The organism is Paenibacillus pasadenensis DSM 19293 (assembly GCF_000422485.1).
Taxonomy (GTDB): domain Bacteria; phylum Bacillota; class Bacilli; order Paenibacillales; family Paenibacillaceae; genus Paenibacillus_O; species Paenibacillus_O pasadenensis.
In genome coordinates, this window is sequence record NZ_AULW01000039.1 from 56,182 (window position 1) to 68,524 (window position 12,343).

The 12,343-nt window shown below is 70.1% G+C and carries 12 protein-coding genes; all 12 read left to right on the plus strand.

Features of this window, described 5'->3' with window-relative positions; genetic code table 11:
• Positions 1–71 precede the first annotated feature (71 nt).
• The 12 genes from trpC (at position 72) to H582_RS26295 (ending at position 12,330) form a co-directional block, all read left to right on the plus strand.
• A complete protein-coding gene (gene trpC / locus H582_RS26275) occupies positions 72–914 on the plus strand; it encodes an indole-3-glycerol phosphate synthase TrpC (protein WP_084136741.1) in 843 nt (280 codons plus the stop codon).
• Entirely contained in the window at positions 911–2,104 is a 1,194-nt protein-coding gene (trpB, locus tag H582_RS0106445) for a tryptophan synthase subunit beta (RefSeq protein WP_028597883.1), read from the plus strand. Before trpC ends, trpB begins: the two co-directional genes overlap by 4 nt.
• Positions 2,101–2,910, plus strand: a complete 810-nt coding sequence (gene trpA / locus H582_RS0106450) for a tryptophan synthase subunit alpha (protein WP_028597884.1) — start codon at positions 2,101–2,103, stop codon at positions 2,908–2,910. Before trpB ends, trpA begins: the two co-directional genes overlap by 4 nt.
• The gene (locus H582_RS0106455) at positions 2,903–3,943 is read left to right on the plus strand and encodes a Gfo/Idh/MocA family oxidoreductase (RefSeq protein WP_043111005.1); all 1,041 of its coding nucleotides are present in this window, start codon (positions 2,903–2,905) and stop codon (positions 3,941–3,943) included. The genes trpA and H582_RS0106455 overlap by 8 nt, the downstream gene beginning before the upstream one ends.
• Before the next feature lie 42 nt (positions 3,944–3,985).
• Positions 3,986–5,119 carry a DegT/DnrJ/EryC1/StrS family aminotransferase gene (locus tag H582_RS26280; protein WP_043111006.1) on the plus strand — a complete coding sequence of 378 codons (1,134 nt, stop codon included), beginning with the start codon at positions 3,986–3,988 and terminating at the stop codon, positions 5,117–5,119.
• Entirely contained in the window at positions 5,116–6,243 is a 1,128-nt protein-coding gene (locus H582_RS0106465) for a DegT/DnrJ/EryC1/StrS family aminotransferase (RefSeq protein ID WP_028597886.1), read from the plus strand. The genes H582_RS26280 and H582_RS0106465 overlap by 4 nt, the downstream gene beginning before the upstream one ends.
• The gene (locus H582_RS32555; protein ID WP_043111007.1) at positions 6,236–7,129 is read left to right on the plus strand and encodes a sugar phosphate isomerase/epimerase family protein; all 894 of its coding nucleotides are present in this window, start codon (positions 6,236–6,238) and stop codon (positions 7,127–7,129) included. The genes H582_RS0106465 and H582_RS32555 overlap by 8 nt, the downstream gene beginning before the upstream one ends.
• Positions 7,126–8,454, plus strand: a complete 1,329-nt coding sequence (locus tag H582_RS0106475) for a M20/M25/M40 family metallo-hydrolase (RefSeq protein ID WP_028597887.1) — start codon at positions 7,126–7,128, stop codon at positions 8,452–8,454. Before H582_RS32555 ends, H582_RS0106475 begins: the two co-directional genes overlap by 4 nt.
• Entirely contained in the window at positions 8,451–9,563 is a 1,113-nt protein-coding gene (locus H582_RS26290) for an Ldh family oxidoreductase (protein WP_043111008.1), read from the plus strand. Before H582_RS0106475 ends, H582_RS26290 begins: the two co-directional genes overlap by 4 nt.
• Before the next feature lie 79 nt (positions 9,564–9,642).
• Entirely contained in the window at positions 9,643–10,560 is a 918-nt protein-coding gene (locus H582_RS0106485) for a Gfo/Idh/MocA family protein (protein WP_028597888.1), read from the plus strand.
• On the plus strand, positions 10,557–10,967 hold the full coding sequence (locus H582_RS0106490) for a DUF6917 domain-containing protein (protein ID WP_028597889.1): 411 nt from the start codon (positions 10,557–10,559) through the stop codon (positions 10,965–10,967). The genes H582_RS0106485 and H582_RS0106490 overlap by 4 nt, the downstream gene beginning before the upstream one ends.
• 16 nt (positions 10,968–10,983) lie before the next feature.
• Complete coding sequence (locus H582_RS26295; protein ID WP_052333019.1) at positions 10,984–12,330, plus strand: nucleotide sugar dehydrogenase; 1,347 nt, start codon at positions 10,984–10,986, stop codon at positions 12,328–12,330.
• Positions 12,331–12,343: the final 13 nt, after the last annotated feature.

Genomic DNA, 12,343 nt, shown 5'->3' on the forward strand with positions numbered 1-12,343 from the left:
CGCCCAAACGCGCGCGCAATCGGCCGAAATCGGCGGACTTCCGCCTATCGGGAAGGAGCTGAAGGCTAGGCATGTTCATGCTGGACGAAATCGTAGCCCACAAGCGTGTAGAGCTGGAGCGCAAAAAAAGAGAGGCGAGCGCCGCGCGGCTGCGGGACAAGCTGGCTGCGGCGAGAGCGCCGCGGGATTTCCGAGGGGCGCTGAAGGCGCCGGGCATCTCGCTGATCGCCGAGATCAAGCGCAAGTCGCCGTCGAAGGGGGAATTCCGCGCGAAGTTCGAGCCGGAGCAGCTGGCGAGGGCGTATGAGGCGGGCGGAGCCAGCGCGATCTCGGTGCTGGCGGACGAGGCGTTTTTCGGCAACGGAGCGTCTGTCGTGGAGCAGGTGGCCAATCTCGGCGGGCTGTCGCTGCCGGTGATGTACAAGGACTTCATCGTGGACGAGTACCAGATCCTCGAGGCCCGCGCGGTCGGCGCGGACGCGGCGCTCGTCATCGTGCGCTCGGTGCCGGACGACCGGCAGCTGGCCGAGCTGCTCGCGCTGGCGGGAGAGCTGGGCATGGGCGTCATCGCGGAATGCTTCACGCCGGCCGACGCGGAGCGGGCGCTTGGCGCCGGAGCGAAAATCGTCGGCATCAACAACCGCGACCTGCAGACGTTCGAGGTGGACATCCGGCGGGCGGGCCAAATCCGGGCGCTGCTCGGGGAGGACATCGTCACCGTAAGCGAGAGCGGCATGCATTCTCGCTCTGATGCGTTGCAGGCGCAAAGCGACGGGTTCGACGCGATGCTCGTCGGCGAGGCGATTCTGAGCGCCGCCGATCCGGGCGAGGCGGTGCGCCGCTTCGTCGGACGAGAGGCGGAAGGCGGAGCGGCCGAAGAGGCTGCGGCAGGAAAGGAAGGAGTGGCGGGATGAACGAGTTCTACGGCCCGTTCGGCGGGGCATTCGTCGCGGAGACGCTGATTCGCAATCTGGAGGAGCTGAAGCGGGAGTATGCGGCCGTCCGCGAGGACGGGACGTTCCTTGCGCAGATCGACCGGCTGCTGCGGGAGTTCGTCGGCCGGCCGACGCCGATCACGCCGCTGGAGCGGCTGAGCGGAGAGCGGGGCGGAGCGCGCGTGTACCTCAAGCGGGAGGACTTGACCCATACCGGCGCGCACAAGATCAACAACGCGCTGGCGCAGGCGCTGCTGGCAAAGCGCATGGGCAAGAAGCGCATCGTCGCGGAGACCGGAGCGGGCCAGCACGGCGTCGCGGTCGCGACCGCCTGCTGCAAGCTGGGCCTCGAATGCGTCGTCTACATGGGCGCGGTCGATGCGGCCCGCCAGGCACCGAACGTGCAGCGCATGAAGCTGCTCGGAGCCGACCTGAGGCTCGTCACGCTCGGACAGCAGACGCTCAAGGACGCGATCAGCGAAGCGATCCGCGACTGGATCGCGAACGTCGACACGACGCATTACCTGCTCGGCTCGGCGGTCGGACCGCAGCCGTTTCCCGAGATCGTGCGCGACTTCCAGTCCGTCATCGGCCGCGAAGCCCGCGAGCAGCTGCTGCAGGCGGAGGGCCGGCTGCCGGACGCGGTCGTCGCCTGCGTCGGCGGCGGCAGCAACGCGATCGGCATCTTCAGCGGCTTCCTGAGCGACCCCGCGGTGCGCCTGATCGGCGTGCAGGCGGCCGGCGAGGGGCTGGAGTCGGGCAAGCACGCGGCTCCGCTCGTGCAGGGCACGCTCGGCATCATCCAGGGCAGCCTGACCTACATGCTGCAGGACGAGCACGGCGGCATCCGCGAGACGCACAGCATCGCGCCGGGCCTCGATTATCCGGGCGCTGGCCCGCAGCACAGCTACCTCAAGGACAGCGGCCGCGTGGAGTACACGTCGGCGACCGACCGCGAGGCGCTGGAGGCGTTCCGCTGCCTGTGCCGGACGGAGGGCATCCTGCCGGCGCTGGAGTCGGCCCATGCGGTGGCGCACGCGCTGAAGCTGGCGCCGTCGATGGAGCCGGGACAGATCGTGCTGGTCAACCTGTCGGGGCGCGGAGACAAGGATCTGAGCCAGGCCATCGAGGCGCTGGACAAGCTGGAGCTGGAAGGAGCGAGGGCATGAGCCGGATCGAAACGATGTTCAGCAGGCTGAAGGAGCGCGGCGAGAAGGCGCTCATCCCTTATCTGCCATGCGGCTACCCCGAGCCGGGAAGCACGCCGGGACTGATCCGCGCGATCGCGGATGCGGGCGCGGACATGATCGAGCTCGGCGTGCCTTATGCCGATCCGCTCGCCGACGGCCCGGCCATCCAGGAGGCGAGCCTGCAGGCCGTGCTTGGCGGCACCCGGCTGCGCGATTGCCTGGAGACGGTCGCCGGAATGCGGCGCGAGGGGCTGGAGCTGCCGGTCGCGCTGATGGGCTATGCGAATTCCTTTCTCGCCTACGGCCTGGAGAAGCTGGCCCATGACGCGGCGCTGGCCGGCGTGGACGGCTTCATCATCCCCGATCTTCCGTCGACGATGGCCGCGCCTTGGGTCGACGTGTTCCGTCCGCAAGGGCTGGACCTGATCTTCTTCATCGCGCCGACGACGACGCCGGAGCGGGCGCAGGCGGTGGTCGAGCAGGGCAGCGGCTTCCTCTACTGCATCTCGGTCGCCGGGGTGACCGGCGAGCGGGAGCGGATGCCGGAGGAGCTGGAGCGCTTCCTGGACGAGGTCCGCCGCCGGACGGAGCTGCCGCTCGCGGTCGGCTTCGGCATCTCCCATGCCGGCCATGTGGAGGAGGTCAGCCGCTACGCCGATGGGGCGATCGTCGGCAGCGCGCTCGTCAACCTGATCCGCCGCACGCCGGCGGATCAGGTCGAGGCCGAGGTCGGCCGATTCATCGGCGAGCTCAAGCAGGCGACCGGCAAGGCCCAGCATGTCTGAGCCGCTGCGGTCGCTGCTCGTCGGCTTCGGCCGCGCGGGCCGCGAGCTGCATCTGCCCTGCCTGCGCAAGGCGGCGGCGCTGCCGTCGCTGCGGGGGCGCCTGCAAGGCCCGGTCGGCGTGCTCGATCCGGGGCTGACGGGGGAGGAGGCGGCTCCGCCGGACGCGGCGCTGCTGGCGGGCTGGCCGGAGGCGGCGCGCGACTACCCGCCGGAGCGGACGGTCGTGCATGTGTGCACGCCGCCGGGCCAGCATGCCGAGGCGGCGGAGCAGGCGGCGCGGCACGGCTACCGTCGGCTGATCGTCGAAAAGCCGCTGGCCGGCACGCTGGAGGAGGCGGATGCGATCCTGTCGCTGCAGCGGCGCTGCGGCCTGGATCTGCTCGTCGTGGCGAACTGGCTGTCCAGCGCGCTCTACAAGACGATCCGCCAGCGGATGGACAGCGGCCGCCTCGGAAGGCTGCGGAGCATCGACGCCTGCCAGAACAAGGCCCGCCTGTCCCGCAGCCTGCGGCAGCCGGGCCACGACAGCGCGTTCGACGTCGAGCTGCCGCATCTGGCCGCGCTGGCGCTCGCGCTCGGCGGCGAGGCGGCGCAGGTGACAGGCGCGGCGGCCGAGGACATGGTCGTCGGCGAGCGGCGGCTGCCGCTGCTCGGACGGGCCGAGCTGACGCTGCAGCATGCCGCAGGCGCCGTTTCCCGCATCCGCTCGGATCTCATGAGCCCGGTGCGGGAGCGCAGGCTCGAGCTGGAATTCGACGACGCGGCCGTGACCGGCTACTTCCCGGCCAGCGGCGACGACAGCTATTCCTGGCTCGAGGTGAGGAGCCGGGACGGACGGATCGTCGAGCAGCTATGGCTGGAGGACGATCCGCTGACGGCCGTGCTGGAGGAGTTCTATCTCTATTACGCCGGCATCGGATCGAGTCCGCTCAGCGGCGCCGCTTTCAACCGCGCGGTCATGAAGGTTCTGGAAGACGCCAAGGCGATTCCCGCCCGCGAGCGGCCGGCCCGTCCGGCAGCCGCCGGCGGCTGAGCAACGAAAAAGAGGCCAAGACGCCAGAGAGGGGCATCGATCATGAGCATTGCCTTTTATACGGGAGCGCGCTCCTTCGAGGAAGCGTGGCCCCGGCTGTCGGAGCGGCTGGACCGGGTCATCGACGGGGGCCAGTTCACGAACGGACCGGAGGTCGCGCGGCTCGAGCAGGCGCTGGAGCGCTATACGGGAGCTCGCCACGCGATTGCCGTCGGCAACGCGACCGACGCGCTCATCCTGCTGCTGCAGGCCGCGGGCATCGGTCCCGGCGATGAGGTGATCGTCCCGGGCTACTCCTTCTTCGCGACGGCATCCTGCGTCGCTCACGCCGGCGCGACCCCGGTGTTCTGCGACATCGATCCGGCCACCTACGCGATCGACCCGGCCGGGATCGAGGCCAGGATCACCGAGCGCACGCGGGCGATCATGCCGGTCCATCTGTTCACGCAGATGGCGGACATGCCGGCGATCCTCGACATCGCGCGGCGCCACGGACTGCAGGTGCTGGAGGACAGCGCCGAGGGGATCGGCATGTTCAGCGGCGGCGTGCATGCCGGGCTGCACGGACGCGGCGGCGTGCTGTCGTTCTTCCCGACGAAGACGCTGGGCGCGATCGGCGACGCCGGCATGATCCTGACGGACGACGCGGGACTGGCGGCCCGCGCCCGCCGGCTGCGCAGCCACGGACAGGAGGCCGGGCAGCCGTACATCCACCACGAGATCGGCTGGAACAGCCGCATGGACGACGTGCAGGCGGCGGTCATCGCCGTGCGCCTGGAGTCGCTGGCGGCGAACATCGCCCGCCGCGCCCATCTGGCCGCGCTGTACGACCGCGAGCTGGCGGCCGTGCCGCAGGTGTCGACGCCGGTCATCCAGGCCGGCTCGGAAGCGGCGAACGCCGTCTACTATGTGTATCTGATCGAAGCGGACGACCGCGACGGGCTCGTGGAGCATCTGACGGCGAGGGGCATCGGCACGGAGGTGTATTATCCGCTGCCGCTGCATCTGCAGCCGGCGTTCGCGGAGCTGGGCGGACGCCCGGGGCAGCTCCCGCATGCGGAGCGGGCTGCCGGACGCGCCGTCGGCCTGCCGATGTATCCCGATCTGACCGACGAGGAGGCGAGGCTCGTCTGCCGGGCCGTCCAGGAATTCTACGCGGAGGTGGCTGCACGATGAACGTGCCGTTCTTCAACTACAGCGCGCGGTTCGCGCCGGACAAGGACCTCATCAAGGAGCTGGTGTACCGCTCGGGGACGACCGACCAGTTCATCCTCAAGGAAGACGTGCGGCGGCTGGAGGAGGCGATCTGCGCCTATACCGGCGCGGCCCACGCGGTCGCGGCGGCGAACGGCACGTCGGCGCTCGTGCTGCTGCTGCGGACGATGGGCGCGGGTCCGGGCGTCGACGTGCTGACGCCGGCGTTCTCGTTCATCTCCACGGCGAGCGCGATCCGGCTGCTCGGGGCGAATCCGGTGTTCGTCGACGCCGATCCGCGCACCGGCATGATGGATCCGGCCGATCTCGAGCGGCGCGTCACGCCGCAGAGCCGGATCGTCATCCCGACGCATCTGTTCTCCGTCATGGCCGACATGGAGGCGATCCGCGCCGTCGCCCGAGAACGCGGGCTGCTCGTGCTGGAGGACAGCGCGGTCGCGCTCGGCGCCTCCCAGCGCGGCATTCCGGCCGGACGCCACGGCGACGCGGGGCTGTACTCCTTTTTCCCGGCCAAGCCGCTCGGCGGCATCGGCGACGGCGCGGTCATCGTGACCGACGACGAGGAGCTCGCCCGCGGCTGCCGCATGCTGCGCAACCACGGGCAGGACGGCGTCACCCGCTTCCTCCATCATCGGCTCGGCTACAACAGCCGGATGGACGAGGTGCTGGCCGGCTATCTGCTGCACAAGCTCGGCCGCATCGGGCAGCTGCTGGAGCGCCGCCGCGAGCTTGCGGCCCGCTATCACGAGGCGTTCGCAGGGCTGGACCCGAGGCTTCTCGTGACGGTGGACGATCACGAAAGCCGCATGTACTACACCTATGTCGTGCAGGCCGAGCGGCGCGACGAGCTGCGCGCGGAGCTGGAGCAGGCGGGCGTGGAGACGCAGGTGTACTATCCGGCGGCGCTGCCGCTGCAGCCGGCGTTCGCGGATCTCGGCGCCCGTCCGGGAGACTATCCCGGCGCCGAGCGGTTCGCGAGCCGCTCGCTGGCGCTGCCGCTCTATCCCGAGATGCCGGACGGCGACGTCGATGCCGTCATCCGGTCGGTCGTCTCGTTCCTGGCCCAGGAGCCGCAGCATGCTTGAGCGCGGCGGCATCGCCCTGTCGGGCATCGGCGACGAGGCGTCGTCCTCGCTGGAGGAGCAGGCGCGGGTCCATGCGGAGCTCGGCTGGACGGAGCTGGAGCTGCGCTCGGCGGACGGAGCCGCGTTCGCCGACTGGGACGACGCGCTGACCGGCAAGGCCCGGAGGCTGCTGTCGGGCGCGGGGCTGAAGGCCTCGATCGCCGACTCGCGCATCGGCAACTGGGAGCGGACGATCTCCACTCCGTACGAGCGGGAGCTGGAGGAGCTGGAGCGCTGCGCCGAGCGGCTGCTGCGGCTGGGCGGATGGGGCCTGAGGGTCATGTCCTGGCCGAACGACGGGCTGAGCGAGTCCGACTGGGAAAAAAGCGTGCTGGAGCGGATGGACCGGCTCGCCGAGCAGGCCGGCCGCTGCGGCGTCACGCTGCTGCATGAGAACTGCGCCGGATGGGCCGGCTGCGACCCCGAGCGGGCGCTGCGGCTCGTCGAGACGGTGGGCCGCCCGTCGCTGCGCCTGCTGGTGGATACCGGCAACGGCATCGCCTACCGCTACTCGGCGCCGGACTACCTGCGCCGGGCGCTGCCCTATGTCGAGCATGTGCATGTGAAGGACGGCCGGCTCGAGAACGGCAAGGCGATGTACACGCTGCCCGGACGCGGCGACGCCGGCGTAGCCGAATGCCTCGGCCTGCTGCTGGACGCCGGCTATACGGGACTGCTCGCGATCGAGCCGCATCTGCATGTCGTGCCGCATCTGGGCGAGCGCGGCGGCGGCGCGGGCCAGCTGGAGGCGTACGCGGCGTACGGCCGCGAGCTGGAGCGGCTGCTCGCCGCGGTCCGGGCGGACGCCCGCTCCGAAGCGGCGGCCGCCGGGGAGGAGCCGGCGTGAGCGCGGCGAGGCTGTTCACGGACGAGCATGCCGAGCTGCTGCTGGCGCTGCTGCGGCTCGACACCGTGTCGCCGCTCGAGTCGGACGCTCCCGGACGGCTGCCGGAGGCGCAGCAGGCGTACGCCGCGTTCGCGGCGCGGCGGACCGGAGCGGCGCAGCTGCTGCTCGCTCCGGCTCCGCCCGAGGCGCTGCGGCGGGACGGCGTGCCGCTGAGCGTGCTGCGGCAGGCGGAGCGGATGGGCGAGCAGGCGTTCCTCGCCGCCCAGCCGAACCTGCTGCTGCGCATCGGCCGGGAGCGGCCCCGGGAGGAGACGATCGCGTTCAACTTCCATATGGATACCGTCGCGGACGGCGGGCAGGAGATCGGCTTCGACGGCGTCCGCTTCTACGGCCGGGGCAGCGCCGACATGAAGGGCGCCGGCGTCGCGCTGCTCGCCGGCATCGAGGCGGCGCTGGCGGAGGACCCGGAGCTGGCGGAGCGCTGCTCGGTGCTCGTGCAGAGCGTCTGCGGCGAAGAGGGCGGCGCGATGGGCGTCTGCGGCACGCGGGAGCTGGCCGAGCTCGGGCATGTCGGCGCGCTGAACGTGTTCGCCGAGCCTTCGGGCGGCGTCTGGTTCGACCGTTCGACGACGTCGATGACGGCGCGGGTCGAGATGTTCGGAGAGGACGCGACCGACGACGCTCCGCAAGCGGGGCACAACGCGACGCTGCTGCTCGGGCAGGTCGGCGCGGCGCTGCTGCGCGGCCTGGCGGAGCCGGCGCGCGAGCTCGGCGGCAAGGTGTGCCTGGCCGGCCTCCATACGGGCGGGATGCACAACAAGGTGTACGGCACCGGCACGCTGCTGCTCAACATCGCTTATCCGTCGGCCTTTGCCGGTGAAAAGCTGCGCCTGCTGACGGAGCGGTGCGCGCGCGACGCGCTGCTGCGCTTCGCGGACGAATGGGCGGACGTGCCGGAGGCGCGCCGCACGGCCCGCGACGCGACGCGGCTCTGCCGGCTGAGCTGGGTGAAGAGCGGCCTGCCGGTGCTGGACAACCGCCATCCTGCATGGGAGCGGCTGCTGAGCGGCCTCGGCTGGGAGCGCAATCCGGACGACCGGCCGGAACGCGCCTTCACCTGCGACGCGATGTGGATGATGGCCAAAGGCTGCTACACGGTCGTATACGGACCGGGCAGCCTGGAGGGTAACGGCGCGCATACGGCCCGTGAGAGCATGGAGCTCGCGGAGCTGGAGCGGTACGCCGGACAGATCAAGGAGCTGCTGCTCGCTTTCGCCCGCACGGCGCGCAGAAAGCGGCAGCTGGAGAGGACGGGAAGCGCATGACAAGCGTCAAAATCGTGCCGGCGCAGGAGCTGCGGCGGTTCGCGGAGGAGGTGTTCCGGGCCTGCGGAGCGCCCGAGGCGACGGCCCGGACAGCCGCAGAGGTGCTCTGCTACGCCGACGAGAACGGCTTCGACACGCATGGCGTCGCCAATCTCGAGCGCATCTACGTCGCGCGGCTGCTGGACGGCCGCATCGACCCCCAGGCGGAGTTCGAGCTGACGGCGGAGACGGCCTCGATCGCGGCGCTGGACGCCCGCGGCGGGCTCGGCCTGGCCGCCGGAGCCCGGGCGATGGAGCTCGCGATCGCCAAGGCGGCCGAGACGGGCATCGGCTGCGTCGCGGTGCGGCGCTCGTCGCATTTCGGCAGCGCGGGCTACTACACGCAGCAGGCGGTGCGCCGGGGCATGATCGGCATCGCCATGACGAACCTCGGCTCGCAGGCGATCGCCCGCCCTCCGGGCGGCTCGGCGGCGATGCTCGGCACGAACCCGATCGCCATGGGCGCGCCGGGAGAAGGGCATCCGCCGTTCCAGCTCGACATGAGCACGACGGTCGTCGCCACCGGCAAGATCAAGGCGGCGCTGCGCCGGGGCGAGCCGATCCCGGAGGGCTGGCTGGTCGACGACGAGGGCCGGCCGGTGACCGACCCGGCCGCCTACGAGGAAGGGCGCGGCCATCTGCAGCTGCTCGGCGGCGACCTGGCGACCGGCGGCGCCAAAGGCTTCGGCCTCGCTCTTATGGTCGACATCCTCTGCGGGGCGCTGTCCGGGGCGGAGATGGGGCCGCATGAGCGGCTGCTTTCGCCCGAAGGCCGGGAAGCCGGCGCGGAGGACGCGAATGTCGGACATTTCTTCCTGGCGATCGACCCGGCGCGCTTCCGCCCGGACGGAGGCTTCGAGCGCGAGATGGGCGGCATGCTCGGCGCCTTGCTCGCCTGTCCGCCGGCGCGCGAGGGCGGCCGGGTCGTCTATCCGGGCTTTCTGGAGGCGGCTCGGGCGAGCCGGGAGCAGGTGGAGCTGGACGCTGCGCTCGCGCGGCAGCTGGACGGGCTGGCCGAGCGGCTCGGACTGGTCCCGCCGCGCGAGCCGGCGGCGGCAGAGCGCGGCTGACGGTCGGAGCGCGGCCTGCATGGCCGGCGGACGGCGATTACGAATCTAACGGCTCGGCAGAAGAAGGAGGCGATCGGCAATGGCAAGGAAAGTCGGTTTGATCGGAATGGGCGTCATCTCGAAATTTTATGTGCATGCGATGCGGAATGAGGCCGGACTGCCGCAGCTGGCGGCTGTCTGCGACCTCAACCTCGAGCGCATCGCGGCCTTTCAGGAAGAAGGCCTGCATGCCTATCGGGATTACCGCGAGCTGCTGCGCCAGCAAAATCTCGACGCGGTCATCGTGAACGTCCCGAACGACAAGCATTACGAAATCTGCCGCGAGGCGATGCTGGCGGGCAAGCATGTATGCTGCGAGAAGCCGATGGCGCTGACGCTGCAGGAGGCCGGGGAGCTCGCCGCCTGGTCGCGCAGCACGGGCAAGACGTTGTTCACCGCGTTTCACCGCCGCTACAACGTGCATTTCCAGCAGGCGCTGGAGCGCATCTCCACGCGCGACGAGATCGCCTCGGTCGAGGCGCGCTACCTGGAAAAGATCGAGGAGCATGCCGGGGAGGACCGCTGGTACCTCGATCCGGCGCGCTGCGGCGGCGGCTGCATCGCCGACAACGGCCCGAACGTGTACGACACGCTCGCCTTTTTCCTCGGCCGGCTGGATGTCGTCTCGGCGGATATTTCCTGGACCGGCCAGGCCGACACGGAGGCGCGCGTGGAGCTCGTGTCGGAGACGGGCGTGCCGGTGTCGGTGCATCTGGACTGGGCGTACCCGCACGGCGAGAAGAAGGAAGTGCTCATCCGGCTGAAGGACGGCACGGAGCTGAACGTCGACATGCTGGCGGGCTTCGAGGCGTTCAAGTCGTCGCTGTACCACGAATACGCGGAGATTCTGCGCGACTTCGACGCCAAGATTGAGGCGGGCGGCTGCCACGGCGAGGACGGGCTGGACGCGGTGCGGCTCGTGCGCGACACGTACTTGGCGGAGACGGTCCGCTCGTGAGGCTCGCCGACAAGCGGATCGTGCGCGGCCGCATGGTGAAGCTGCTGCATCACAAGCGCATGGACCGCGGCATGCGGCTGATGGAGGAGCGCGCCCGCTGCATCCGGCAGGGCGACATCCATGAGCTGGTCACGACGACGCAGGCTTCGGCCGCGGCCGGCGACGCGATCGACCGCGTCGGCTTCCTCGGCTTTGCCGAATTCGAGGCCGGCGGCGTCATTCAGCGCGGCGACCGCCTCGTCGCGGGCGGACGGCTGCTCGGCGAGGTGCTCGGCTTCGACGATTGCCATTTTCCGAACCACTACAACATCCTGATCGCGGCCGACGAGCTGCTGGCGTCCGGCGATGTCTTGCTGGAGGTCGAGCAGGCGATACGATTCGAGCCGGGAGAAGAGATCGGCGATTGAAGGAGGAGAACCCCATATGGAGCTGCTTTCGAAGCTGGAGAGCCGGCAGGCGAGGATCGGAGTCGTCGGCATGGGATATGTCGGACTGCCGCTGGCGCTTGAGTTCGCCGGGGCGGGCTTCGCGGTGACGGGCATCGACCTGTCGGAGGACAAGGTCGCCCGCCTGAGGAGGGGAGAGTGCTACATTCCCGACGTTCAGGAAAAAATGACGGCCGCGGCGCTGGCCCGCTTCGAGGCGACGACGGATTTTGCCGCGATCGCCGGCCTCGACGCGGTCTGCATCTGCGTGCCGACGCCGCTGACGCGCAATCAGGAGCCCGATCTGAGCTGCATCGCCTCGGCGGTCGAGCAGCTCGGCGCCTATCTGAAGCCGGGGGCGCTCGTCGTGCTGGAGAGCACGACGTATCCCGGCACGACGGACGAGCTTGTCGCCGCGGCGCTCGCGCCGGACGGGCGGCAGGCGGGACGGGACTTTTTCCTGTGCTACTCGCCCGAGCGGGTCGATCCCGGCAACAAGACCTTCCGCATCCGCAATACGCCCAAGGTGGTCGGCGGCAGCACGCCGCGCTGCCTGGAGCTCGGCGTCAAGCTGTACGAGACGATCGTCGAGCGCGTCGTGCCGGTCAGCTCGACGCGCGCGGCCGAGATGTCCAAGCTGCTGGAGAATACGTTCCGCAGCGTCAACATCGCGTTCATCAACGAAATCGCCCAGCTGTGCGACCGCATCGAGGTCAACGTCTGGGAGGTCATCCAGGCGGCGGCGACCAAGCCGTTCGGCTTCATGCCGTTCTACCCCGGTCCGGGCATCGGCGGCCACTGCATCCCGCTCGATCCGATGTACCTGTCGTGGAAGGCCAAGGGCGAGAATTTCTTCAGCCGGTTCATCGAGCTGTCGCAGGACCTCAACCGCAACATGCCGCGCTACGTCGTGCAGAAGACCGCCGATCTGCTGAACCGCTCGGGCAAGAGCGTCAAGAACTCCCGCATCCTGCTGCTCGGCATGGCCTACAAGCCGGATGTCGGCGACTGGCGCGAATCGCCGAGCCTGGAGATCTACGATCTGCTGCATGAAAAAGGAGCGCGCCTCGCCGTCCATGATCCGCACTGCGCCGGCGTGCGCACGGAGAAGGGGCATCGGCCGGAGCAGGCGGCGGAGCTCGATCCGCATCGTCTCGCCTCCTACGACTGCATCCTGCTGCTGACCGCGCATACGGCGTTCGATCTCGGCGAGATCGTCCGCTCCGGCGTGCCCGTGCTCGATACGCGCAACGCCTTTGCCGGCTACGACGCCGCCTCCATCGTGAGGATCGGCGACGCCATGCCGGGACCGGACGGCAGCGGGCGCGAGCTCGCGATCGTCTGACTTCACGCATCTA

Excerpts from the sequence above, each read along its gene's own strand:
- H582_RS32555 (WP_043111007.1), top strand. The coding sequence starts at position 6,236 with ATGCTTGAGCGCGGCGGCATCGCCCTGTCGGGCATCGGCGACGAGGCG.
- H582_RS0106485 (WP_028597888.1), top strand. The coding sequence starts at position 9,643 with ATGGCAAGGAAAGTCGGTTTGATCGGAATGGGCGTCATCTCGAAATTT.
- H582_RS26280 (WP_043111006.1), top strand. The coding sequence starts at position 3,986 with ATGAGCATTGCCTTTTATACGGGAGCGCGCTCCTTCGAGGAAGCGTGG.
- trpB (WP_028597883.1), top strand. The coding sequence starts at position 911 with ATGAACGAGTTCTACGGCCCGTTCGGCGGGGCATTCGTCGCGGAGACG.
- H582_RS26295 (WP_052333019.1), top strand. The coding sequence starts at position 10,984 with ATGGAGCTGCTTTCGAAGCTGGAGAGCCGGCAGGCGAGGATCGGAGTC.
- H582_RS26290 (WP_043111008.1), top strand. The coding sequence starts at position 8,451 with ATGACAAGCGTCAAAATCGTGCCGGCGCAGGAGCTGCGGCGGTTCGCG.
- trpC (WP_084136741.1), top strand. The coding sequence starts at position 72 with ATGTTCATGCTGGACGAAATCGTAGCCCACAAGCGTGTAGAGCTGGAG.
- trpA (WP_028597884.1), top strand. The coding sequence starts at position 2,101 with ATGAGCCGGATCGAAACGATGTTCAGCAGGCTGAAGGAGCGCGGCGAG.
- H582_RS0106455 (WP_043111005.1), top strand. The coding sequence starts at position 2,903 with ATGTCTGAGCCGCTGCGGTCGCTGCTCGTCGGCTTCGGCCGCGCGGGC.
- H582_RS0106465 (WP_028597886.1), top strand. The coding sequence starts at position 5,116 with ATGAACGTGCCGTTCTTCAACTACAGCGCGCGGTTCGCGCCGGACAAG.